Source organism: Microbacterium sp. NPDC060132 (assembly GCF_042729675.1).
Lineage (GTDB): Bacteria > Actinomycetota > Actinomycetes > Actinomycetales > Microbacteriaceae > Microbacterium > Microbacterium sufflavum.
Genome location: NZ_JBHWXU010000001.1, coordinates 1462203 through 1484961 on the forward strand (window position 1 = coordinate 1462203; position 22759 = coordinate 1484961).

Below are 22759 nucleotides of genomic sequence, written 5' to 3' on the forward strand. Positions count from 1 at the left end.
AGAGCGCCTCAGCGGCTTCTCCGAGGAGTGTGCCCTGCGTGGCCGCGAGCTTCCGAGGCCGCTCCCGACGGCCTCCTCGGTCAAGCGGCGAGCGCCGTGACGTGGCGGTTCACCGACGAGCGCAGCATCGCCAGGTTCGTCGCCTGCCGATCGGCCGCGATGTACAGGAACATGCCGCCGTCGATGAGCTTGAGGAGGTGCAGCTGCGTGTCGAGGGTGAGCAGCATATCCTCCAGGTGGGCGTCGAGGCCGAGCGCCTCGATCGTGCGGTTCTTGTTCTTCACGATCTCGGCGTTGAAGGCGCTGGCGACATCGAGATCGAAATCCGCTCGGGTCGAGCTCGACGTGATCGGCAGACCCGACTCCAGGTCGACGATCGATGCGCCGATGAAGCCGTTGATGTCGTGGGCGATGTCGTCGATCAGCTGGTTCAGCTCATCCTGCGTGGCCATGGTTCTCCCCAGTGTGTGGTTTTCACCGCGCGCACCAGAGACCGCCCAGTGCGGTCACCCCCAGAGTGCACGCGATCAGAAAAGTGTATAACGTTACCCGCCACCATGCGAACCGGGTCCCGCCACGCCGCGCCTGAGCGTCAGCCCTCGCGGCGCCTCACGATCTCGGCGATCCACAGCGGAGCGAACGGCGAGGTGCAGCCGGGAGCGGTGGGGTAGTCCGCCAGCACCCGCAGGCGCTCGCCGATGTCGATGGCCCTGGCGCGGTGCTCCCGGTGGAAGATGCCGATCGTCGCGAGCGTCTCGTTCATCGCCCACTGCAAGCGCGGCGGCGCGTCGGCGAGGTCGCGCTCGATGCGGTCGAGCAGCGCGTCGAGATCGAGCCCGTCGGGGTCTTTCGCGACGCGCACGGTCGTGAGCGACCAGGCGGCCGCGGCCACGGTGGGATCCGGGTCGTCGAACCAGCGGGTGCGGAGCTCCTCCGTGAGCGGCGACTTCTTCACGACGTAGTTCACGAACCAGTCGTTGACCTTCGGCGGACGTGTGTCGCGCAGCAGGGCGTCCAACTCGTCGGCGGTGAAGTCCCGCGGCCGGCAGATCAGGATCGCCAAGAGCCGGGCGGCGGTGTCGCCGGTCGCCCACAGCGCGGTCGCGAGCGCCTGGTCGGTCCCGATCCGCTTGGCCAGGGCGCGCATCCGGCTGAGGTTGATGCCGTGGTCGTCGCCGCGCTTCTCGTTCGCCGCGCGCTGCTTCGGGTCTTCGAGCGCCGCGAGCTCGGCCACGGCGGCGTCCACGGTCATACCGGCCATGCTCACAGGGTACGCGCGGTCACTCCTCGTCGAGCAGCTCCCCGCGGATCCGCCGCAGGTCCTCCATGAGCGACCCGACGAGGATCCAGTGCTGCGACGACGGCGGACGGACCACCAGCGGCGCCGTGAGGGCCGGGATCGCCGAGGTCAGCGCCTCGGGCTCGGGCGCCGGGGCGGACGACTGCACTGCGAGCCGCACGTCGTGCCCGGCCCGGCGCAGCTGCTCCGCGATCGCGGCCACCGCCGGCTCCTCGCCGAGGCGGTCGTCGTAGTGGTCGAAGTAGGCGCGGGTCATCCCGATGGTCTGCGTGACGATGGGGGACAGGCGGTCGAGCAGCTGCCGCAGCTCCGCCAGGTCGGCTCGGTGCGTCGAGCGGCGCGGGTTGAGGGTGAGCGACTCCTCCCCGGCGGCGATCGCGGCCTCGGCGGCATCCTTCATCGGTCGGAGCAGTCGCACCTCCAGCATCAGCTCCTGGAGTCGCGCGGGGGTCTGCGGCTCGGGCAGCGCATCGGCGAGGCGGTCCAGGCTCGCCGCGAGCTCGCGTCCGAGGAGCCCGACATCGCGTCGCGCCGGCTCGACCAGCACGGGCGGCACGATCAGGGCGTTCACCACGATGCCGATCACCACGCCGATCAGGGTCTCGGCGATGCGGGCGATCGCGTACTCCGGGCTCGACGACCCCAGAGCCAGCACGAGCATCGCCGAGATCGCGACCTGGTTGCCGGTGCCCGGCGAGGCGCGGAAGATCCAGGCGACGAGCATCGCCACGACGATCGCGAGCAGCACGATCCAGCTCGGTGAGCCGAGGAGGAGCCCCAGCGCGACGGCGATCACCACCCCCACGATCACGCCGATGCTGCGCTCCAGCGCCTTGGACAGCGACTGATTGACGCTCGGCTGCACCACCAGCAGGGCCGCGATCGCCGCGAACACGGGCAGCTGCCCCGGGAAGGCCCAGCCCGCGATCAGCCAGGCCGCGATCGTGGCCGCGGCCGACTTCACGACCTGCAGCAGCGGTGACCGCTGGGAGGCGCGGATCGCGGCGGGGATGCGCATGGCCTCCACGCTAGTGCGCCCGCGGGCGCGGGATGATACGCGCCGACTGCGGACCCGTCCATCGGGGTGACCGATCCGCCGGCCAGGCGGAGAGTGGGCCACCCCAGCGACAAGCGACCCGGCGAGGAGGCCGACATGTACTTCCACCTGCAGCAGCTCATCAACGACATCGAGGTCGACGAACCGGACCCCGCGGCGGCCAACGCGCTGCAGGAGGGTCTGGGCGGCCAGTTCGGCGAGATGCGCACGATGATGCAGTACCTGTTCCAGAGCATCAACTTCCGTGGTCCAGCGGGCAAGCCGTATCGCGACCTCATCCAGGGCATCGGCACCGAGGAGATCAGCCACGTCGAGCTGATCGGCACGACCATCTCCCGGCTGCTCGACGGCTCTCCGGCGTATCAGGGCAAGAAGGACGCCCCGGTAGATGCACCGGGAGCCGGCGGCGCGGTGCCGCTCGAGATCGCGCTCGACCACAGCAACATCCACCACTACCTGGTCGGCGCGCAGGGCGCCCTGCCGGTGGACGCGGCGGGGAACCCGTGGATGGGCAGCTACGTGTACAACTCCGGCAACCTCGTGCTCGACCTGCTCTACAACCTCATGCTCGAGTCGACCGGCAGGCTGCAGAAGTGCCGCCTGTACGAGATGACGGCGAACAAGACGGCGCGCTCCACGATCTCGTACCTCATCGTGCGCGACCAGGCGCACGAGAACGCCTATGCGAAGGCGCTCGAGACCCTGGGGGTGAACTGGCGCACGAGCCTGCCGATCCCCAAGACGAACGCCGAGAGCTTCCCCGAGGTGAAGCGGCTGCTCGACCTCGGTCTGCAGAGCAAGCAGTACTCGTTCGACCTGGACGACCGTTCCGAGGCCGGGCGCATCTTCCGGGGGATGTCGCCGTCGGGCGACGGCACCGAGCTGATCGCCGACCAGCAGGCGCCGGAGGGCGTGCCGTCCGTCATCGCGCCCGAGCGCCCCGAGGAGTTCGCGCCGGGTGCCGACGCCGAACTGCAGGCGCTCATCCAGGCCACCGCCGAGATGGAGATGGCCGACATCGAGGCGACCTTCGGCCGGATGACGTCGAGCTGAGGAGAGTCGTCGATCCGCGCTGCGATGTCAACCCCGTGGCCGATACCGGCTCGTGACGCCTGAATGGAAGCACACGAACGACGAACAGCAGAGGAGCATCCCATGGTGCAGATCATCGAGACCATCGACGTCGACGTTCCCGTCCGCACGGCATACAACCAGTGGACGCAGTTCGAGAGCTTCCCGAAGTTCCTCGACGAGGTCGTGTCCATCACGCAGACCGACGACACCCACACGCACTGGAAGGTGAACGTGGGTGGAGCGGAGCGCGAGTTCGACGCCGAGATCACCGAGCAGCACCCGGATGAGCGCGTCGCCTGGAACAGCGTCGGCGGCGAGACCGAGCACGCGGGCGTGGTGACCTTCCACAAGCTCGACGACACGTCGACCCGCGTCACGGTGCAGCTCGACTGGGAGCCGGAGGGGCTGCTGGAGAAGGTGGGCGCGCTCGTCGGCGCCGGCTCGCACGCCGTGAAGAAGGACCTCAAGAACTTCAAGGAGTTCATCGAGGGGCGCGGCGTCGAGACGGGCGCCTGGCGCGGCGACGTCGACGCCTGATCCGCGGGCGACCGGAGGGCGCGCGACCGGAGATCGACGAGGCCCGGAGCACCGCAGCACGCGGGGCTCCGGGCCTCGTCGCGTGTCCGGCGTGCGCGGAGTCGGGGGTGCGCACGTCGGCGCCCCGTGCTTGCATGAGCGCATGGAGAGGGACCGGAGGCTGCGCGCCGAGGCTGCAGCGGTCGCGGCGACCGCCGTGTGCTTCGTGCTCGGCGTCGGCGCGGGACTCGTCGTGCTGCGCGGGGCGTCCAGGCCGCTGACCGGCGAGACGGGGCTGGCGATGCCGGTCGCCGTGGTCGCCGGGGTGATCGCCGCGGGGGCCTTCGCGGTGAGCACACTGCGGCACCGTCGCGGCGAGACCACCGGGATGCCGCGCTGGCAGGTGATCGTGTCGCACCTCTCGGCAGGCGCACTCACGCTCGCGTTCGGCGCCGTGACCGTGATGGGCGTGCTGCTCACAGCGGAGGTGCTGGCCGTCGGGCTGCGCGGGCTCGAGCTCGGGGCGGTGGGCGGCGGTCTGCTCGCCGGGGTCGCGGCGGCCGTGGGTGGCCGGTTCGCGTTCGGGGCCGGGGTCGGGCTGCGCACGGCCGACCTCGCCGGGCTCCTGTTCGGCTTCCTGGTGATCGGCACGCTGTTCGCGATGGTGACGGCGGTCGACCCGCGGTGGTGGGAGGAGAACTTCTCGCAGCTCGGCGTGGGGTGGGCGTTCAACGGCACGCTCGTGGTCGCCGGGCTGCTCGTCGCCACGGTCGGCGCGTACATCGGCCGTGACCTGCACCGCCTGCGGGGCGACGACGCCCTGCCGCGCATCGCCGTGATCGTGGGCCTGTGGGCGGCCGCGGGTTCGGCGCTCGCCGCCGTGGGGCTGCTGCCCCTGTACCGGGCACCCCTGCCGCACGACATCGCGGCCTTCGCGGCGCTCGTGCTGTTCCTGGCCGCCGCGGCACTGACCACGGTCGCGGTACCGGGGCGACCGACGGCGCTCGTGGCGACGTCGATCGCGGTGGGCGTGCTCGTGGTGGTGGCGGTCGTGCTGTGGCTGCCGTTCGGGCTGTACGCGGTCACGGCGCTCGAGGCGATCGTGGTCGGGCTGGGGCTGCTGTGGCTGACGACGCTCGTGCGCGTGCTGGCGATCCTGGTGCCGGAGGCGTCGCGTCCCTCGGCCCGGCGCTCGCCGCTGCGCGCGGGCTGACGCCGGCTCGACGAGGGGGTCAGCGAGCTTCGGGTGCGAGCACGCCGGAGATGAGCAGTTGCACCAGGTCGGCAGCCCGGTACCGCGCGTCGCCGGTCGCGCCGATGCAGAGGTTCCCGATGCCTCGGAGCACGGTGTACGCATCGATCGCGGGCGTCGCCTCCGCGGACCCGCGCGCTGCCTCCAGGAGCGAGGCGCACACCGGGACGAGACGGTCGACGAAGTAGGTGTGCAGGGCGTCGGATCCGGCGCTGTCGCCCTGCAGTGCGCCGGGCAGGCCATGCTTGGTGACCAGGAACTCCACGAACAGGGCGACCCACGCACGCAAGGCAGCTTCGGGGGTCGCGCTCTCCGCAAGAAGGCGGGGACCGGCGTCGGCGCACGCTTCGACCTGGTGCCGGTACACCGCGACCACCAGCTCGGAACGCGTCGGAAAGTGACGATAGATCGTCCCGACGCCGACTCCCGCCTTCGCTGCGATCTCTCGGACCGGAGCATCGACCCCGGACGTCACGAACACTGCTGCCGCCGCCTCGAGCAGAGCCTGCTCGCTCCGGCGCGGGCGACCCGCTCGCTGCGGCCGCGCATCGTGCGACGGCTCGCTCTCGACCTCGCTCATGTCCTGCTCCGGTTCCCTCGACGGCGCTCACTTGCATTACGGAGCATTGTTCCGTAATGTTGCGGAACAGCGCTCCGATATCCACTATCGCAGAGCGCTGCACCCCTCGGAAAGGAACTCGCCGTGACCTCATCCATCGTCGACACGCTGGACGGCATCATCGGTGCCGGACGCGGGGTCGTCTCCGTCGCTCCCGTGGCGTTGTCCGCGCCCGGCCGAGCGGTTCCCCTCGACGTGCGGGTGTCCGCTCCCGCGACGGGATCGAACCTTCCCGTCGTGCTGTTCTCCCACGGCAACGGCTGGAACCTCGATGGGTATGCGCCGCTCACCGCGTTCTGGGCCTCCCGCGGGTTCGTCGTGATCCAGCCGACGCATCTGGACTCGCGCCGCAACGGGTTCGGGTTCGAGCACCCGGTGTTCCCAACGATCTGGACCGAACGGATCACGGATCTCACTCGCATCCTCGACCAGCTCGACACCATCGAGGCCGCCGTTCCCGGTCTCTCCGGCCGCATCGATCGCACGCGCGTCGCCGCGACCGGTCATTCCTGGGGCGGACAGACCGCGCAGTCCGTGCTCGGGGCGCGGATCCTCAACGACTCGGGCACGGTCGGCGACGACATGTCCGACGGACGCGTCACCGCAGGCATCCTGTTCGCGGCGACCGGTGTCGGCGGCGACCACCTTCACCCTTTCGCACGGACGAACTTCCCCTTCATGCGTCCGTCCTTCGCGGAGCTTCGCACGCCGACCCTCGTCGTCGCCGGAGACCACGACCAGTCCGCGATGTCCAGCCGCGGACCGGACTGGTTCACCGATGCCTATACGCACAGCCCCGGTGCGACGGATCTCCTCACGCTCCACGGTGCCGAGCACTCCCTCGGCGGCATCGTGGGGTACGACGTCGCCGAGACCACCGACGAGCACCCCGAGCGGGTCGCCGTCATCCAGCGGATGAGCACCGCCTACCTGCGGACCGCTCTGCACGTCGACGACACCAGCTGGCCCGCTGCTCGCGCCGCGTTCACGGAGGGCGGCCATCCGATCGGTCACATCGACAGCAAGTGAGAGGTGTGCCCGTGTCCCTCGCCGTGCGCGAGCAGCAGGCGAGGGACCAGGCGTCGCAAGGGAGGAGATCACAGCGCGCAGCGCGCTCCGTCCTCGGGGAGTTCGAGGTCGACGAGGTAGTCGGCGACGATCTCGTCGATGCACTCGTTGCGGGAGACGATGGTGCCGTGCTGGTTGCCGTCGACGGTGAGCAGTCGTGCGCCGAGGGTGTCCGCGAGGCTGATGCCTCCGTCGTGAGGGGTCACCGGATCTCCCGTGGCCGACACCACGAGCACCTCGGGAAGCCCGTCGATGTCCGTCGCGTAGGGGTAGCCGAGTGTCGGTTCGGACGGCCAGTACTCGCAGCCGTCCTGGGTGGGGGGAGCGGTCCCCGGGTCGAGGAACGGCACGGCATCGTTGAGGTCTTCGCCGAGCCTCGCCATCTCCTCGGCGGTGAAGCGTTCTTCGTCCAGGCAGTTGATCGCGAAGAGCGCCTCGTACGAGTTCGTGTACTCGCCGCTCTCGGAGCGGCCGTATGACCCGTCGCGCAGCGCGAGCAGGGCATCCGGCCGACCTGCCTTCAGCTCCGCCAGCCCTGCCGCGATCGCGGGCCAACTCGCCTCGGAGTACAGCCCGGCGACGATGCCTTCGCCGGCGGCGAGGAAGCCGACCTCGCGGCCGTCGGCGGCGATCAGCGGTTCATCGACAAGCGGCCGCAGGAGCCGCTGCGCCTCGCTCGTCGCCCGTGCGGGATCGGCGCCCAGAGGGCAATCGGCCTGGGCCGCACAGAAGTCGGCGAAGCGCTGGAAGGACGCCTGCAGCCCCTCGCTGAGGTGGATCCGACGCTCCCGGGTGTTCTTGAGCGGGTCGACCGCGCCGTCGAGGACGAGGGCGCGGACGTTCTGCGGGAACATCTCGGCATAGACCGCTCCGAGGCGCGTGCCGTAGCTCACACCCGCGAAGGTGAGCTTCTCGTCGCCGAGCGCGGCTCGGAGGATGTCCATGTCGCGAGCGGTATCGCGGGTTCCGAGGTGCGCGAGCACGTCGCCTCGGCCCGTGCCATCGGCGCACTTCTCGACGATCTCGCGGGCGGAATCGTCCGTCCACTCTCCGAGTGCCGCGAGGGGAGCGTCGGCGTCTCGCTCGTCGTCGGTGTAGCAATCGACGGCGGGGCGGCTGAGGCCGACCCCCCGGGTGTCGAAGCCCACGATGTCGAAGCGGTCGGTGAGGGGCCCGCCCGACCACAGGGCGGCCACCAGAGGGGCGAACGTCGTCGCCGCCGCGCCTGGTCCGCCGGGATTCAGCACGACCGAGCCGATGCGGTCCTCGCCGGTGGCTGCGATGCGGGCCACCGCCAACTCGATGGTCTCACCCGCGGGGTCCTCGTAATCCAGGGGCACCGTGAGCATCGCGCACTCGGCGCTCTCCGCCGCATCGATGACCTGAGGGACGGCGGGTTGCGATCTCACGAGCGCGGGGTCACAGGCCCCGAAGTCGAGCTCCTGCCCCCTGTACCGCTCGAGGTCCGAGTCCTGCAGGGCTTCCGATTCCGGCGCGGCGTCCCGGTCGTCCTGCGTCGCGGCGGTGCAGCCGGCCAGCAGCAGCGATGCGACCGCGGTGACAGCGGCGACCGGTGCCACCCATCGCCGTCGATGATCGTTCCTCCGTCGGCTGCGGATCGGCGAGCGGTTCCTCATGGTGTTTCCTTTCGTGGGGTCTCAACTGGCGAGTTCATCGATCCAGCTCGATCGCATCCGCAGGGCCCGCTCCGTGCTGCCGGCGACGGCCGCGAGCCCGATGAGCAGATTGATGTGCAGGGGGAGCTGGATGGGGGACGTGAAGGTGCCCACCGATGCGGCGATCAGCGGTATCTGCGAAAGAGCCTCGATGATCTGGGGAACCTCGACGCAGAGTCCGACGACGACGAGAGCCAGGGACACGAGGCCGATCGCACGGCTCGCCCGGGGGTGCCGGTGGTGCAGGCGGGCGCGGCGCCCCTCGGCCGATCGCGGATCGGGTGACAGCTGTTCTTCGGTGCCGTCTGTGCGCACGTAGTGGCACCGCTTGAGCCCGAAGCCGGTGATCGCGACCTCGATGTGGCCGCCGGGCACCGCAAAGCGGGTGGGCATCTTCGCGTACGACCGCAGTGCGCCGTCGACGTAGAGGCGGGCGCGGACCTCCCCGTCGGTCATGTCACCCCCGTGGCGCACGTCGACGGTGTAGATGGATGCCGTGCCGTCCGGTGACGCCAGGGTGATCGAGCGCAGCGATCGGCTGAACATCTGCCACCAGCGGTACCGCCGCAGTGGTTCTCCTGACCCGTGGCGGACGCGGCGGTTGCGCCAGTTCGCGATTCCCATCGTCGCGGTCCTCGTCTCGATTAGTACAGCGTGCTAGTGAACGAGGGGCTAAGCTATCACACTGTGATAGATCGATGGTTTGCGGAAGGCGGGCATGGGCGCTGAATCGAAGGAGCCGGGGACCCGCTCGAAGATCCTCATCGCGGCGGCGACGATGCTCGGCGAGAACCCCACGGCTCGACTGAGCGTGCGGGGCGTGGCCGCGCGTGCCCAGGTGAGCACCGGCTCGCTGCGGCACTTCTTCCCCACCCAGCGGGAACTCATCGAGACGGTGGTCGCGGGGATGTACGACCTGGAGATTCCCGACGACCCCATCGACGATCGCTCCCTCACGCCCGAAGAGCGCCTGACCGCGTGCCTGCAGTTGCTTCTCTCCCACGTGGGCGTGGGCGAACGCGCCAGGCAGCAGTGGGGAGCGCTCTACGAGGCGTACGTCGCCACGCCTCCCTCCGAGGACGAAGCCGCGACCTACCTCGCGCTCGAACGGATGGGGCGCCACCGCATCGAGCAGTGGCTGACGACCCTGGTCGACGAGGGTGCGATCGCTGCGGGTGGGATCGAGGAGCGCGCGCGGTTCCTCGCCACCGTGACGTCGGGCATCGCGACTGAACGCGCGCTGCCCTCCGAGACGGTGCGCGTCGATGCCGAGAAGGAGACCCTGCGTCTCGCCGTCCACGCGGTCATGAGCGGGCCGCCCGCCGCATGAGTTCTCCCTTCGACGGCATGCCCGTCGCGCGGACCGCCTCCGTCGTCGCCACTCCCTAGGCGGGTGTCGCGCCGGGGCGCGCAGAAGATAGGGCATCCGTCCGATGTGGCGGTGGGGCCTCAGAGCGGAGTGTAGGGATACACCGAACCGCCGAGGAGAGATCATGTTCGAGCACCCCTATCTGACCCAGCAGGTGACCGCTCACGAGCAGGAGCGCATCGCGACGGCCGTCGAGCAGCGCCGCCGCCTGATCGAGCACGCGGACCAGATCGTGCCGCGGGCGGACGGGCCCGTGCGGCGGCTGCTGCGTCGCCTCGTGCAGCGCGGGGTCGTGTCGCGCACGGCTGTCGCGGAGCGCGAGTGCCGGCCGAGCGAGCCCGCGGTCGCCCGGTGACCGACGCGGTCCTGCTGCCGTTCCCGCACCGCGACCCCGATGTCGGCGGTGGGTGGGACGATGGAGGCATGGCCCCAGCCCCCAGCGCCGCGATGGTCGGGCGAGACGCCGAGCTCGCCGAGGTGCGCCGTCTGTTCGACGGAGCGCGCGACGGCGTGCCCGCGGCCGTGCTGGTGGAGGGCGAGGCCGGGATCGGCAAGTCCCGCCTGGCGCGCGAGTTCGGCGCCGAGGTCGCGAACGTCGCCGACGTGCATGTCGGATGGTGCCTCGACCTGGGCGCGTCGCGCATGCCGTTCGGCCCTCTCACCGGCATCCTCCGGTCGATCGTGGCGCGGATGGGCGTCGAGCGCGTGCGAGCGGTCGTCGGCGTGGGCATCGAGGCGCTCGGGATGCTGCTGCCCGAGCTCGTCGACGCCCCCGCCGACCGCGAGCGCACGAGCCCGGAGCGTCTGCGCGACGCCGTGGCGTCACTGGTCGAGGCCGCGGCGGAGGAGTCGCCGCAGGTGCTCGTGGTGGAAGACCTGCACTGGGCCGACGACTCGACCCTGGCCATCCTGTCGTTCCTGCTGCGGGCGTGGAACCGCGGTCGCATCCTGCTGCTCATCACCTGCCGCACCGACGACGTGCGCCGCGGCGACGCGGTGAGCCGTTTCATCGGCGAGGCCACGAGGGCGCGGCTGCTGGAGCGGCTGACGGTGTCGCGTCTGGAAGACGAGGCCGTCCGCGAGCTGGTCGAGCAGATCACCGGGCGCGCGCCGTCGCCGTCCGCGCTCGAGCGGCTGCAGGTGCGCGCCGAGGGCGTGCCGTTCTTCGTGGAGGAGATCGCCGGGTGCTCCCAGGGCCCGCTGCCGGACAGCCTGCGCGACCTGCTGCTGGCACGCTTCGACCGTCTCGGCGACGACGCAGGGCGTGTGGTGCGGGTCATCTCCGGCGCCGAGCGTCCCCTGAGCCACCCGCTCGTCACGCGCCTGGCCGGGCTGCCCGAGGAGCGTCTCGACGAGGCCCTGCGCGAGGCCGCCCGCAGCGGCATCGTCGTGGTGGAAGACGACGACTACCGGTTCCGGCACGCGCTGCTGCGCGAGGCCGTGCACGACGATCTGCTCCCGGGGGAGCGCGCCCGCCTGCACCGCGCCTACGCCGAGGCGCTGGAGGAGCAGAGCGAGGGGGCCGCCGACCGGGGCGATGCCGCCGCGCTCGCGTATCACTGGCAGCTCGCGCAAGACGACCGTCGCGCGATCACGGCCGCCGCCGAGGCCATGCGGCAGGCCAAGGCGCAGTATGCCTTCGCGAGTGCTGCGCGCTTCGGCGAGCTCGTGCTCGAGCTGTGGCCGCTCGTGCCGGACGCCGCCGCCGCGACGGGGTTCGGGCGCCTGGAACTGCTGCACGTGCTCGGGTCGGTGCTGCGCAACGCGGGCGACGGGGAGCGCGCTCTCGCGGTGGCCAACGTCGCGCTCGCCGAGGTCGATGCGACGACGGTCGACCCGCGACTGCACGCCCGTCTTCTGCGCAACAAGGCGCTGTTCCTGGTGAACCTGGGGCGGCTCGGGGCCGTGCCGCTGCTCCGCGAGGCGCTGGCCATCGCAGAGGAGCACGTGCCCGATGAGGCGTTCCGCGCCGAGCTGCTCAACCAGCTCGCCGGTCGCCTGATGATCGCGGGCGACCGGGAGGATGCGATCCGGCTCGCCGACGAGGCCGAGCGCCGGGCCGCGGCCGCGGGGTCGCGCGACCAGCAGTCGATCGCAGCGAACATGCGCGGCGGCTCACTGGCGCACCTCGGCGCCGTCGAGGCGGGCGTGCGGGAGTTCGAACGGGCGAGGGCGCTGGCAGACGGCTCGACCGCCGAGATGCGCTACCGCGTGAACTACTCCGACCTGTTGACGCTGCTCGGCCGGTACCGGGAGGCGGTCGCGGTGGCCGAAGCCGGGCTGCGCCGCGCGCGGGAGCTGCGTGTCGAGCGCACGTCGGGCACGATCATGGCGCAGAACATGATCGTCCCGCTGCTCGAGCTCGGCGAGATCGACCGCGTCGAGGAGATGCTGTCGCGCGACTTCGTGCAGGGCACGCTGCGGGTGTTCCGCATGTACATGAGCATGACGCGCGTGCGGGTGCTGGCGTGGCGCGGCCGGTCGACCGAGGCGGCGGAGATGCTGCGCGAGTGGCGGCCGGCGTTCGAGGAGACCGGCGGCTCTGAGCGCCAGATCTGGTACGACCTCGTGACGATGACGGTCGCGGTGGCGCAGAGCGAGGGCGACCTCACGGGTGCGCTCGACGCGATCCTCGCGATGGTGCACGACGAGAAGCCGGCGCTGCTGCATCAGCGTCGGCTGCTGCTGGAGGGCGGGGCGATCATCGCGGAGCTGCGGTCCCGGGGGGCCGACGTCGAGGCGGCCTCGGCCACGATCCGCGACGCCTGGCTGGCGCAGCCCGACCAGCTGCAGCACGACGCCTGGGGGCTGATTCTCGATGCCCTGCTCGACCCGCGACCGGAGAAGGTGGAGGAGGCGCTGCGCCGCGCTGACGGCGACGACGTGCCGGTGACCTTCCGCGCGGTGCTCCGCCTGGAGCGCGCGCAGGTGCACGTGCGAGACGGCGAGCGCGCGGCCGCCTCCGCCGTGGTCGCCGAGGCCGCCGCGCTCGCGGAGGAGTGGGACCATGCCCCGCTGCGGGCCGCCATCGCACGATTCGCCGACGCCGCGGGCCTGCGTGCCGGAGCAGCGCCCGCCGACGCGGAACTGCTGACCGCCAGGGAGCAGCAGGTGCTCGACCTCATCGCGGAGGGGCTCAGCAACCGTCAGATCGGGGAGCGCCTGTTCATCAGCGTGAAGACGGTGAGCGTGCACGTGTCGGCGGTGCTGCGCAAGCTCGGGGTCAGCACGCGCACGGAGGCGGCGCTCACGCGGCAGGCCCTCGACCCGACGTCGGGCAGGTCCGCCGTGGTAGCGTGACCGAGCACGCGTGTCGGATCTTCCGGTGCGGTGCAGGCCGCGTCAGCGGCCGGCTTAACAGAAAGTAGAAAACACATGGCCACTGGCACTGTGAAATGGTTCAACGCGGAGAAGGGCTTCGGCTTCATCGCTCCTGATGACGGCACGGAAGACCTCTTCGCCCACTACTCGGCTATCGCCGGCTCCGGTTTCAAGGAGCTCCGCGAGAACCAGAAGGTCGAATTCGACGCTGAGCGTGGCCCCAAGGGCATGCAGGCGGCGAACATCCGCGCTCTCTGAGCGTGCGCTGACTTCCTGAAGCCGGTCGGATCCATCGGATCCGACCGGCTTTTCGCATCCCTCCGGACCTCCGTGCGGTGTCATCGAATTGAGGATGACCTAACTTGGGGTTAGATTAGGCGAGGCTTACCAAAGGCCGGGCGCGTTCTCGTGCCGCCACCCCTCCTCCCATCCCGAAGGGAACGCCTGTGCGCATCTCTCGCCTGCTCGCCATCGGCGCGGCCGCCGCGCTCGCCGTGTCGCTCGCCGCCTGCTCGTCCTCGGCCCCCGAGTCGACCTCCTCCTCGGGCGGCAACCCCGCCTCCGACGACGCGTTCCCCGTCACGATCGAGCACGCCTTCGGCGAGACCACGATCACCGAGAAGCCCGAGCGCGTGGCCACGGTCGCCTGGGCCAACCACGAGGTCCCGCTCGCGCTCGGCATCGTCCCGGTCGGCATGAGCAAGGCCACCTGGGGAGACGACGACGACAACGGCATCCTCCCCTGGGTCGAGGAGAAGCTCGACGAGCTCGGCGGCGACACCCCGGCTCTGTTCGACGAGACCGACGGCATCGACTACGAGGCCGTGGCCGACACCGAGCCCGACGTGATCCTCGCGGCCTACTCCGGCCTGACGCAGGAGGAGTACGACACGCTCTCCAAGATCGCGCCGGTCGTGGCCTACCCCGAGGTCCAGTGGGGCACGTCGGTCGACGACATGATCGAGATGAACGCCACCGCGCTCGGGCTGAAGGACGAGGGTGAGGCACTGATCGATGAGCTGCACGCCGACGCCGACACCGCGCTCGAGGCCCACAGCGTGCTGAAGGACAAGAAGGTGCTGTTCGCGTACTTCGACCCGAGCGACCTCAGCACCATCGGCTACTACACGGCCGCGGACACGCGCCCCGGGTACCTCCACTCCCTCGGCCTGCCGTTCCCCGCGATCGTGGAGGAGAGCGTGGGCAGCGACAAGTTCAACCTCGAGGTGAGCGCCGAGGAGGCGCAGAAGTTCGACGACGTCGACGTGCTGGTCACCTACGGCGACGACACGACCCTCGCCACGCTGCAGGCCGACCCGCTGCTGTCGAAGATCCCCGCGATCGCCGAGGGCCGCGTCGCGATCCTGCCCAACGCCACGCCCATCGCCGCCTCGGCGAACCCGTCGCCGCTGTCCATCCCGTGGGGCCTCGACGACTACCTGGCGATCCTGGCCGCACCGCTCGCGCCGTAACCGCGTCGCACCGCCGCCGAGAGTCACCGTGATCTCCGCACCCGTGCTCGCACCGGACGCCGCCGCCCTGCGGCGCCCGGTGCTGGCGCGCACCCTCTGGCTGTGCGCCGGGGTCGTGGTGCTGCTGGTGCTGGCGGTGCTCTCGGTGTCGTTCGGGGCACGCGCGGTCTCCCTCGACGACATCCTCGCCGCCCTGGGCGGACAGTCCGACACGATCGGGCAGGCCGCGGTTATCAAGCGCCTCCCGCGCACGGTGCTCGCGCTGCTCGTGGGCGCCGCGCTCGCGCTTGCCGGGGCGACCATGCAGGCCGTGACCCGCAACCCCATCGCCGAGCCCGGCATCCTCGGCATCTCGAACGGGGCGTCGTTCGCGGTCGTGCTCGGCATCGCGTTCTTCGGGCTGAGCAACCCGTACGGCCAGATGGCGTTCGCGATCGCCGGCGCCGCGGCCGCCGCGGTGTTCGTCTACGCCGTCGGGTCGCTCGGCCGCGGCGGCGCCACCCCGCTCAAGCTCGCCCTGGCGGGCGCGGCGACCTCGGCCGCGTTCGCCTCGCTCATCAGCGCGGTCATGCTGCCGCGGGTCGACCTGCTGCAGACCTTCCAGTCGTGGCAGATCGGCGGGGTCGGGGGAGCCGAGTGGCCGCGCATCGCGATCACCGCCCCCGTGCTCGCGGTCGGCGCGCTGCTGTGCTTCCTGACCGCCCGCGGCATGAACTCCCTCGCACTCGGCGACGACATGGCCACGGGGCTCGGCGAGCGCGTGGCGCGCACGCGCGCGGTCTCGGCGCTCGGCTCGGTGATCCTGGCCGGAGCCGCGACCGCGATCGCCGGGCCCATCGGCTTCGTCGGGCTCATCGTGCCGCACCTGTGCCGCCTGCTCGTGGGCACCGACCACCGCTGGCTGCTGCCCTTCTCGGCCCTCGCGGGAGCGGCCCTGCTGACCGCGAGCGACATCGTCGGCCGGGTGATCTCGCCGTCGTCGGACGAGATCCAGGTCGGCATCATCACCGCGATCATCGGGGCGCCGTTCTTCATCTGGATCGTCCGCCGACAGAGGGTGAGGGAGCTGTGAGCGCCACGGAGCACACGCTCGTCCGCGCGGAGGAGTCCGCGGCCGCCCGCACGGCCAGGGTGATCGCCGGACGCCGGGCCCGTCACCGCCGGCACGCGCTCGTCACGGTCGCGCTGGCCGTGGTCGTGCTCGCCCTGTTCACGGTCGCGCTCATGGTGGGCAACACGTTCTATCCGCTCGACGAGGTGATCCGCGTGATCCTGGGCGAGACCGTGCCGGGGGCGTCGTTCACCGTGGGCGACCTGCGGTTGCCGCGGGCGATCCTCGCCATCCTCGCGGGGCTCGCGTTCGGCATGGCCGGCGTCACCTTCCAGACCATGCTGCGCAACCCGCTCGCCTCCCCCGACATCATCGGGATCTCGCACGGCGCCGGGGCGGCCGCGGTCTTCGGGATCGTCGTGCTCTCGCTCAACGGCCCGATGGTGTCGCTGCTCGCACTCGCCGGCGCCCTCGTCACCGCGCTCGCGATCTACCTGCTCGCGATCAAGGGCGGCTTCGCCGGCGCCCGACTGATCCTGATCGGGATCGGGGTCGCGGCGATGCTGCAGAGCGTCATCGCCTACCTGCTCTCCCGCGCCGCGAACTGGGACATCCAGACCGCCATGCAGTGGATCACCGGCAGCCTCAACAACGCCTCGTGGGAGCGGGTGCTGCCGATGGCGATCGCCGCGGTCGTGCTGGTGCCGCTGCTGCTGACGCAGGGGCGGACCCTGGGCGCGCTCCAGCTGGGCGACGACTCCGCGGCCGGCCTCGGCGTGCGCGTCGGCGTCACCCGCGTGGTGTTCATCCTCGGTGCCGTCGCGCTGCTCGCCGTCGCGACCGCCGCCACCGGCCCCATCGCGTTCGTCGCGTTCATGGCGGGACCGATCGCCGCCCGGCTCACCGGACCGGGCGCGACCCTCCTGCTGCCCAGCGGTCTCGTCGGCGCGGTGCTGGTGCTGGCGGGCGACCTCATCGGCCAGTTCGCGCTCGGCACGCGCTACCCCGTCGGCGTCGTCACCGGCGTCGTCGGCGCGCCGTACCTGATCTACCTCCTCATCCGCACCAACCGCACCGGAGGCTCCCTGTGACCGCCGCCCACACCCTGTCCGCCGAGGGCGTGACGCTCTCCTACGGCGACCGCACCGTGGTCGAGGGGCTCGACCTGCAGATCGCCCCGGGCAAGATCACGACCATCGTCGGCGCGAACGGCTGCGGCAAGTCCACCCTGCTGCGCGCCCTCGCCCGGCTGCTGTCGCCCGTGGCCGGCCAGGTGGTGCTCGACGGCACGTCCGTGCACACCCGCCCCACCAGGGAGGTCGCGCGCATCCTCGGGCTGCTGCCGCAGTCGCCGGTGGCCCCGGAGGGCATCGCGGTGGCCGACCTCGTCGGGCGCGGACGCCACCCGCACCAGCGGGCGCTGTCGCGCTGGAGTGCGCACGACTACGAGGTCGTCGCCGATGCGCTCGACGCCACGGGCATCAGCGATCTCGCCGACCGCAGCGTCGACGAGCTCTCCGGCGGACAGCGTCAGCGCGTGTGGATCGCGATGGCCCTCGCGCAGGAGACCGACATCCTGCTGCTCGACGAGCCGACCACGTTCCTCGACGTCGCCCACCAGGTCGAGGTGCTCGACCTGCTCACCGACCTGAGCGTCGCCCGCGGCACCACGATCGTGATGGTGCTGCACGACCTCAACCTCGCCGCCCGCTACGCCGACGAGCTCGTCGCCATGAAGGACGGCCGCGTGTACGCCACGGGGTCGCCGCAGGACGTGGTGACCGCCGAGCTCGTGGAAGAGGTCTTCGGGCTGCCCAACCAGATCACCGTCGACCCGGTCTCCGGGAAGCCGATGGTCACCCCCATCGGAAGGCATCATGTCCGCTGAGACGACCACGACCGAACGCCCGACCTACCTCCTCACCCGCGCCGAGGTGCGCGCCGTGGAACGCGTGTCGCCCTCGTTCGTGCGGGTGACCCTCGGCGGGGACGACCTGCGTGAACTGGGCACCCCCGGCGCCGTGTTCGACAGTCGCATCAAGCTCGTGTTCCCGCCCGCCTCCGGGGTGCTGCCCGAGATCGACCGCACTACGGACGACTGGTGGGGCTCCTACCTCGCGGTGCCCGAGGCCGAGCGCGGCGCGATGCGCACGTACTCGGTGCGCGAGCTGCGGGTGGCCGCCGACGACACGACCGAGGTGGACGTGGACTTCGTGCTGCACCTGGAGCCGGGGCTCACCGGGCCCGCATCGCGGTGGGCGAGCACGGCCGCCGTGGGGCAGGAGCTGTGGCTCGTCGGTCCGCGGCGCGGGGTCGTTCCGCACGGCGGTGCCGAGTACCGCCCCGGTCGCGCCGACTCCGTGGTGCTGGCGGGCGACGAGACGGCCGCCCCCGCGATCGCCCGCATCCTGGAGGACGCGCCGCGCGACCTCCGCGGCGTCGCGTTCATCGAGGTGCCGTCGCCGGCCGACGTGCTGCGCATCGACCCGCCCGCCGGGGTGGAGGTGCACTGGCTGCCCCGCGACGTGGGTGAGCCGCACGGCCTCCGGCTCATCCCCGCGGTGCTCGGCTACCTCGGAGACGCCGACGCGACCGACGAGATCCGGGTGAAGGACGTCGAGACGGAAGACCTGCTGTGGGAGACGCCGGAGTACTCGGGTCTCGGCGAGGACATCGACCCCGCGACCGCGACCCCGGTGGAGCGCTACTTCTGGATCGCGGGGGAGAGCGGCGTGGTCACGACCCTGCGCCGGCACCTGGTGAAGGACCTCGGCATCGACCGCCGCCAGGTCGCGTTCATGGGCTACTGGCGCCGCGGCGTGGCGATGCGGGGCTGACGTGACCGCGACCGACGGGCGGCCCGCCCTGCAGGGCGACTCCCTGGTGCTCGGCTACGGCCGTTCCCGCGTGGTGCACGACGTGTCGCTGCGCCTCGCCCCCGGGCGGGTGACGGCGCTGATCGGCCCGAACGGCAGCGGCAAGTCGACCGTGCTGCGCGCCCTCGCCCGCCTGCACCGCATCGACGGCGGCACGGTGCGCGTCGGCGGGGACGAGCCGCGGGATGCGGCCGCCCTGTCGGCGAAGGAGTTCGCGAAGACCGTGGCGATGCTGTCGCAGTCGCGTCCCCACCCGTCCGGCATCGAGGTGTCCGACGTGGTCGCGTACGGGCGGCACCCCCACCGCGGTCGCTTCGCCGGCATCACCGAGGCCGACCGGGCAGCCGTGGCCCGCGCGCTCGCGCTCACCGGGCTGTCCGACATGGCCGCCCGCCCGGTCGACCAGTTGTCGGGCGGAGAGCTGCAGCGCGTGTGGCTGGCGACCGCGCTGGCCCAGGACACCGGGGTGCTGCTGCTCGACGAGCCGACCAACCACCTCGACCTGCGCTACCAGGTGGAGACGCTCGACCTGGTGCGCGAGCTCGCCGACGACCACGGCACCGCCCTTGGCGTGGTGCTGCACGACCTCGACCACGCGGCCTCGGTGGCCGACGACGTGGTGCTGCTGCATCGCGGGCGCGTGCACGCCGCCGGGACCCCCGTCGAGGTGCTCACGGGCGAGAACCTGTCGGAGGTCTACGGGCTGCGCATCGACACCGTCGTCGACGACGAGACCGGGCTGGTGCGCGTGCGACCGCGCGGCCGCCATCACGCCCGGCATCGCGCCGGCACCGCACTCTGATCCACCCCCACCCCTGGAGGAACACCCGATGAAGAAGACCCCCCTGGCCGTGCTCGCCCTCGGTGGTGCGCTGACCCTCGCGCTCGCCGGGTGCGGCACCACGCAGACGCCGTCCGCCTCGGACGCCGCAGTGCCCGTCTCGACCAGCGAGGGCTGCGCGGACGACGCGACCGCGACCTCGACCGGTGCCGTCTCGGTGACGGACGACCTGGGCCGCACGGTCGAGCTCGACCGGCCGGCCGAGCGCATCGCGGTGCTGGAGTGGCAGCAGATCGAGGACGCGCTGACGCTGTGCGTGGCCCCGGTCGCCGTCGCCGACGCCGAGGGCTACTCCACGTGGGTGTCGGCGGAGGAGCTGCCGGACGACGTGGTGGATGTGGGCACGCGGCAGGAGCCGAACCTGGAGACCCTGTTCGGCACCGACCCCGACCTGGTGATCGTCGAGGTGCGCGGGACGGACGACCCGATCGTGGCCCAGCTCGAGGAGTACGACGTGCCGGTGCTCGCGACGGTGGGCGCCGATGCGAAGGACCCCATCGCGAAGATGCTGAACACGCTCGACCTGATCGCGCAGGTCACGGGTCGTGAGGAGCGCGCCGACGACGTGACCGCGGAGTTCCAGCAGCACCTCGACGACGCGAAGGCCGAGCTGGCGGACCGCGAGCTCGCGACACGCGACTTCGTGTTCTTCGACGGCTGGGTCGACGGCGGCAACGTCGCCCTGCGGCCGTTCGGCCAGGGCTCGCTCGTCGGCGAGGTCGGCGAGCAGCTCGGACTCGTGAACGCCTGGACCGGGACGGTCGACCCGGTGTACGGCCTGGGGCAGACCGACGTGGAGGGCATGACCACGGTCGGCGACGCCAACCTGTTCTACACCGGTACGGAAGACCCCGACTCGGAGAACATCATGGACGCCCTCGCCGACAACCCGGCCTGGACCTCGCTGCCCGCCGTGGCCGACGGCCGCCTGACCGCGTTCCCCGCGGGCATCTGGACGTTCGGCGGCCCCCGCTCGACCGCGCAGATCGTCGACGGCTTCGTCGAGGTGCTCTCGAAGTGACCGAGACCCTCCGCCTCGACGACACGACGGATCCCGCGGCGCCGGCGCGTCGCGCGACCGCCGTCTCCGTCGAGGCGGAGAGTCGCGGGCCGAAGGCCCTCCTGACGGGGGTCGGGGTGCTCGTCCTGCTCGCGGTGCTGCTGGTCGCGGTCGCCGGCTGGCATCTCACGCAGGGCACGAGCGGGGCCGTGCTGCCCCCGGCCGACGTGTTGTGGGGCTCGCGGATCCCGCGCCTGGCCGCGGGCGTCGCGGTCGGGGTCGCCCTGGGCGTGGCGGGGATCCTGCTGCAGTCGCTCGCCCGCAACGCGCTCGCCTCGCCCGACACGCTGGGGGTGACCGCGGGAGCGTACCTGGCGGTCACGGCGCTCGCCGCGTTCGGGATCGCCGTGCCCGTGTGGGCGTCCGGAGCGGTGGCGTTCGCGGGCGGGCTCGTGGCGGCCGGGATCGTGCTCGGGCTCGCGGGCGGTGCCGGCTCGTCCACCACGCGCCTCATCCTCGCCGGCACGGCCCTGGCGCTGGCCTTCCAGGCGGGCACCTCGACCCTGCTGATCCTTTTCGACGAGGAGACCACCGGGCTGCTCGCGTGGGGGAGCGGGAGCCTGTCGCAGCTCGGGCTGACCGCGTTCCTCCAGGCGGCCCCGGTCGTGGTGGTCGCCACCGTGCTGGCCCTGGTGCTCGCCCGACGCCTCGACATCCTGGCGCTCGGCGACGACACGGCCTCGTCGCTCGGGGTGCCGATCCGTTCCACGCGGGCGATCGGGATCCTCCTCGCGGTCACGCTGACGGCCGTGTCGGTCACGCTCGCGGGACCGATGGGCTTCGTCGGACTGTGCGCGCCGGTGCTCGCGCGGCTGCTGTCCCGCGTGGTGCCCAGCCTGAACCGGCACCTGCTGCTGATCCCGGCCGCGGGGCTGCTCGGCGCGATCGTGGTGATCCTGGCCGACGCCCTGCTGCGGGTGCTGATCGGCGCCGAGGCCGCGATCCTCATCCCGACGGGGGTCGCGACGACGCTGCTGGGCGCGATCGTGCTGGTGCTCATGGCCCGACGGCTGCGCGACGCCGGCCCCACCCGCGAGCCGCCGCGCGTGCGCTTCGGTGTGCGCAGCCGCGTGCGCTTCCGCGTGACCCTGGTGGTCGTGGCGCTCGGGGTTGCCGGGGTGCTGCTGCTCGGGCTGCTCGCCGGTCACACGTGGCTGCTGACGGGCGACATCGCCCTGTGGCTGCAGGGGCAGGCGGCCCCGCCGATCGCGTTCGCGCTGGACGAGCGGGCCCCGCGGGTCGTGGCCGCGGTCGTGGCGGGAGGCGCGCTCGCCCTCTCCGGCACGCTGATCCAGGGGGTGAGCCGTAACCCGCTCGCCGACCCCAGCATCCTCGGGGTCACCGGTGGCGGCGGGCTGGGGGCCGTGCTGGTGATCACGAGCGCGGCGTCGTCGACGGGCGGCATGATCGCGGGTGCCGTGACGGGCTCGCTGCTCGCGTTCGCCCTGGTCTACCTCCTGTCGTGGCGAGGAGGTCTGAGCGCGGACCGGTTCCTGCTCGTGGGTATCGGGGTGTCGTACCTCACGGTCTCGCTCACGACGTTCTTCCTGCTGCGGTCGAACCCGTGGGACACCCCGCGGATCTACACGTGGCTGTCCGGCACGACGTACGGTCGCGCGTGGGAGCAGATCCTCCCGCTGGTGATCGTGCTGGTCATCGCACTGCCGTTCGTGGTGTCGAGCCGCCGCGAGCTCGACGTCCTGTCGCTCGACGAGGACACGCCGCGGCTGGTGGGCATCCGGCTGGAGCCGGTGCGCCTGCTGCTGCTCGCGGTGGCGGCCGTGCTCGCCGCGCTGAGCGTCACGGCGATCGGGGTGATCGGCTTCGTGGGGCTCGTCGCGCCGCACGCCGCCCGGGCGCTGGTGGGGGCGCGGCATGCGCGGGTGATCCCGGTCGCCGTGCTGCTGGGCGGGCTGCTGGTCGCGGTGGCCGACACGATCGGTCGCACGGTCATCGCGCCCGCGCAGCTGCCGGCCGGCCTGGTGGTCGCGCTGATCGGCGCCCCGTACTTCGTCTGGCTGCTCTGGCGCTCGCGCGACGCCTGACCCCGCTCCCCGGCCCGCCCTGTCCGTTCGTCCCGTGGCGGGATCGAAAACGCACCCTCGGGCCGGTTCGGGGGCGCGTTTCTGATCCCGCCTCCGCCCGCCCCCGCGTTCGGTCGGAGGCGGGAACGAAAACGCACCCCCGGGGGTGTCCGGAGGTGCGTT

22 protein-coding genes are annotated in these 22759 nt (G+C 71.8%); 16 read left to right on the plus strand and 6 right to left on the minus strand.

The features are described 5' to 3' along the window. Positions 1-80: 80 nt before the first annotated feature. The 3 genes from ACFWCH_RS07240 to ACFWCH_RS07250 all read right to left on the minus strand — a co-directional run bounded on the left by ACFWCH_RS07240 (position 81) and on the right by ACFWCH_RS07250 (position 2318). Entirely contained in the window at positions 81-452 is a 372-nt protein-coding gene (locus tag ACFWCH_RS07240; protein ID WP_247982653.1) for a hypothetical protein, read from the minus strand. A 140-nt stretch (positions 453-592) separates the two neighbouring features. After that, positions 593-1261 (minus strand): DNA alkylation repair protein, encoded by a 669-nt coding sequence (locus tag ACFWCH_RS07245; RefSeq protein ID WP_136036680.1) that lies wholly within the window; start codon positions 1259-1261, stop codon positions 593-595. Between the two features lie 19 nt (positions 1262-1280). After that, a complete protein-coding gene (locus ACFWCH_RS07250; RefSeq protein WP_136032684.1) occupies positions 1281-2318 on the minus strand; it encodes an aromatic acid exporter family protein in 1038 nt (345 codons plus the stop codon). Between the two features lie 135 nt (positions 2319-2453). Between ACFWCH_RS07250 and ACFWCH_RS07255 the strand changes: the two genes are divergently transcribed. The 3 genes from ACFWCH_RS07255 (at position 2454) to ACFWCH_RS07265 (ending at position 5160) form a co-directional block, all read left to right on the plus strand. Further along, positions 2454-3410, plus strand: coding sequence for a manganese catalase family protein (locus ACFWCH_RS07255; protein ID WP_247638193.1), 957 nt, complete (start codon positions 2454-2456; stop codon positions 3408-3410). Positions 3411-3512: 102 nt separating this feature from the next. Continuing rightward, positions 3513-3968: an SRPBCC family protein gene (locus ACFWCH_RS07260; RefSeq protein ID WP_136036678.1), complete on the plus strand. Its 456-nt coding sequence runs from the start codon at positions 3513-3515 to the stop codon at positions 3966-3968. Positions 3969-4110: 142 nt separating this feature from the next. Further along, complete coding sequence (locus ACFWCH_RS07265) at positions 4111-5160, plus strand: DUF998 domain-containing protein (protein WP_378803246.1); 1050 nt, start codon at positions 4111-4113, stop codon at positions 5158-5160. 19 nt (positions 5161-5179) lie between these two features. Here ACFWCH_RS07265 and ACFWCH_RS07270 read toward each other — a convergent pair whose 3' ends face one another. Further along, on the minus strand, positions 5180-5779 hold the full coding sequence (locus ACFWCH_RS07270; RefSeq protein ID WP_136036677.1) for a TetR/AcrR family transcriptional regulator: 600 nt from the start codon (positions 5777-5779) through the stop codon (positions 5180-5182). 123 nt (positions 5780-5902) lie between these two features. Here ACFWCH_RS07270 and ACFWCH_RS07275 point away from each other — a divergent pair, with 123 nt between their 5' ends. Further along, positions 5903-6847 carry an alpha/beta hydrolase family protein gene (locus ACFWCH_RS07275; RefSeq protein WP_378803247.1) on the plus strand — a complete coding sequence of 315 codons (945 nt, stop codon included), beginning with the start codon at positions 5903-5905 and terminating at the stop codon, positions 6845-6847. Positions 6848-6915: 68 nt separating this feature from the next. Here the strand turns inward: ACFWCH_RS07275 and ACFWCH_RS07280 are convergent, their stop codons facing one another. Both ACFWCH_RS07280 and ACFWCH_RS07285 read right to left on the minus strand, forming a co-directional pair. Beyond that, positions 6916-8523 (minus strand): alpha/beta hydrolase, encoded by a 1608-nt coding sequence (locus tag ACFWCH_RS07280; protein WP_378803248.1) that lies wholly within the window; start codon positions 8521-8523, stop codon positions 6916-6918. Between the two features lie 21 nt (positions 8524-8544). After that, positions 8545-9186, minus strand: coding sequence for a hypothetical protein (locus tag ACFWCH_RS07285; protein ID WP_378803249.1), 642 nt, complete (start codon positions 9184-9186; stop codon positions 8545-8547). Positions 9187-9280: 94 nt separating this feature from the next. Between ACFWCH_RS07285 and ACFWCH_RS07290 the strand changes: the two genes are divergently transcribed. The 12 genes from ACFWCH_RS07290 to ACFWCH_RS07345 all read left to right on the plus strand — a co-directional run bounded on the left by ACFWCH_RS07290 (position 9281) and on the right by ACFWCH_RS07345 (position 22597). Then, positions 9281-9892 (plus strand): TetR/AcrR family transcriptional regulator, encoded by a 612-nt coding sequence (locus ACFWCH_RS07290; RefSeq protein ID WP_136036673.1) that lies wholly within the window; start codon positions 9281-9283, stop codon positions 9890-9892. A 163-nt stretch (positions 9893-10055) separates the two neighbouring features. Next, a complete protein-coding gene (locus ACFWCH_RS07295; RefSeq protein ID WP_378803250.1) occupies positions 10056-10286 on the plus strand; it encodes a hypothetical protein in 231 nt (76 codons plus the stop codon). A 68-nt stretch (positions 10287-10354) separates the two neighbouring features. Next, complete coding sequence (locus ACFWCH_RS07300) at positions 10355-13231, plus strand: AAA family ATPase (RefSeq protein WP_378803251.1); 2877 nt, start codon at positions 10355-10357, stop codon at positions 13229-13231. Positions 13232-13306: 75 nt separating this feature from the next. Beyond that, positions 13307-13510 (plus strand): cold-shock protein, encoded by a 204-nt coding sequence (locus tag ACFWCH_RS07305; RefSeq protein ID WP_025104028.1) that lies wholly within the window; start codon positions 13307-13309, stop codon positions 13508-13510. A 188-nt stretch (positions 13511-13698) separates the two neighbouring features. Beyond that, positions 13699-14724 carry an iron-siderophore ABC transporter substrate-binding protein gene (locus ACFWCH_RS07310; protein ID WP_136032707.1) on the plus strand — a complete coding sequence of 342 codons (1026 nt, stop codon included), beginning with the start codon at positions 13699-13701 and terminating at the stop codon, positions 14722-14724. Positions 14725-14752: 28 nt separating this feature from the next. Further along, positions 14753-15796, plus strand: a complete 1044-nt coding sequence (locus ACFWCH_RS07315) for an iron ABC transporter permease (protein ID WP_247638200.1) — start codon at positions 14753-14755, stop codon at positions 15794-15796. Next, positions 15793-16866 (plus strand): FecCD family ABC transporter permease, encoded by a 1074-nt coding sequence (locus tag ACFWCH_RS07320; RefSeq protein ID WP_378803252.1) that lies wholly within the window; start codon positions 15793-15795, stop codon positions 16864-16866. The genes ACFWCH_RS07315 and ACFWCH_RS07320 overlap by 4 nt, the downstream gene beginning before the upstream one ends. Next, complete coding sequence (locus ACFWCH_RS07325; RefSeq protein WP_247638201.1) at positions 16863-17663, plus strand: ABC transporter ATP-binding protein; 801 nt, start codon at positions 16863-16865, stop codon at positions 17661-17663. The genes ACFWCH_RS07320 and ACFWCH_RS07325 overlap by 4 nt, the downstream gene beginning before the upstream one ends. Beyond that, on the plus strand, positions 17653-18612 hold the full coding sequence (locus ACFWCH_RS07330) for a siderophore-interacting protein (RefSeq protein ID WP_247638202.1): 960 nt from the start codon (positions 17653-17655) through the stop codon (positions 18610-18612). The genes ACFWCH_RS07325 and ACFWCH_RS07330 overlap by 11 nt, the downstream gene beginning before the upstream one ends. 1 nt (position 18613) lies before the next feature. Next, a complete protein-coding gene (locus ACFWCH_RS07335; protein ID WP_136032718.1) occupies positions 18614-19453 on the plus strand; it encodes an ABC transporter ATP-binding protein in 840 nt (279 codons plus the stop codon). A gap of 28 nt (positions 19454-19481) precedes the next feature. After that, the gene (locus ACFWCH_RS07340; protein WP_378803253.1) at positions 19482-20513 is read left to right on the plus strand and encodes an ABC transporter substrate-binding protein; all 1032 of its coding nucleotides are present in this window, start codon (positions 19482-19484) and stop codon (positions 20511-20513) included. Next, on the plus strand, positions 20510-22597 hold the full coding sequence (locus ACFWCH_RS07345; RefSeq protein WP_378803254.1) for an iron ABC transporter permease: 2088 nt from the start codon (positions 20510-20512) through the stop codon (positions 22595-22597). The genes ACFWCH_RS07340 and ACFWCH_RS07345 overlap by 4 nt, the downstream gene beginning before the upstream one ends. Positions 22598-22759 lie beyond the last annotated feature (162 nt).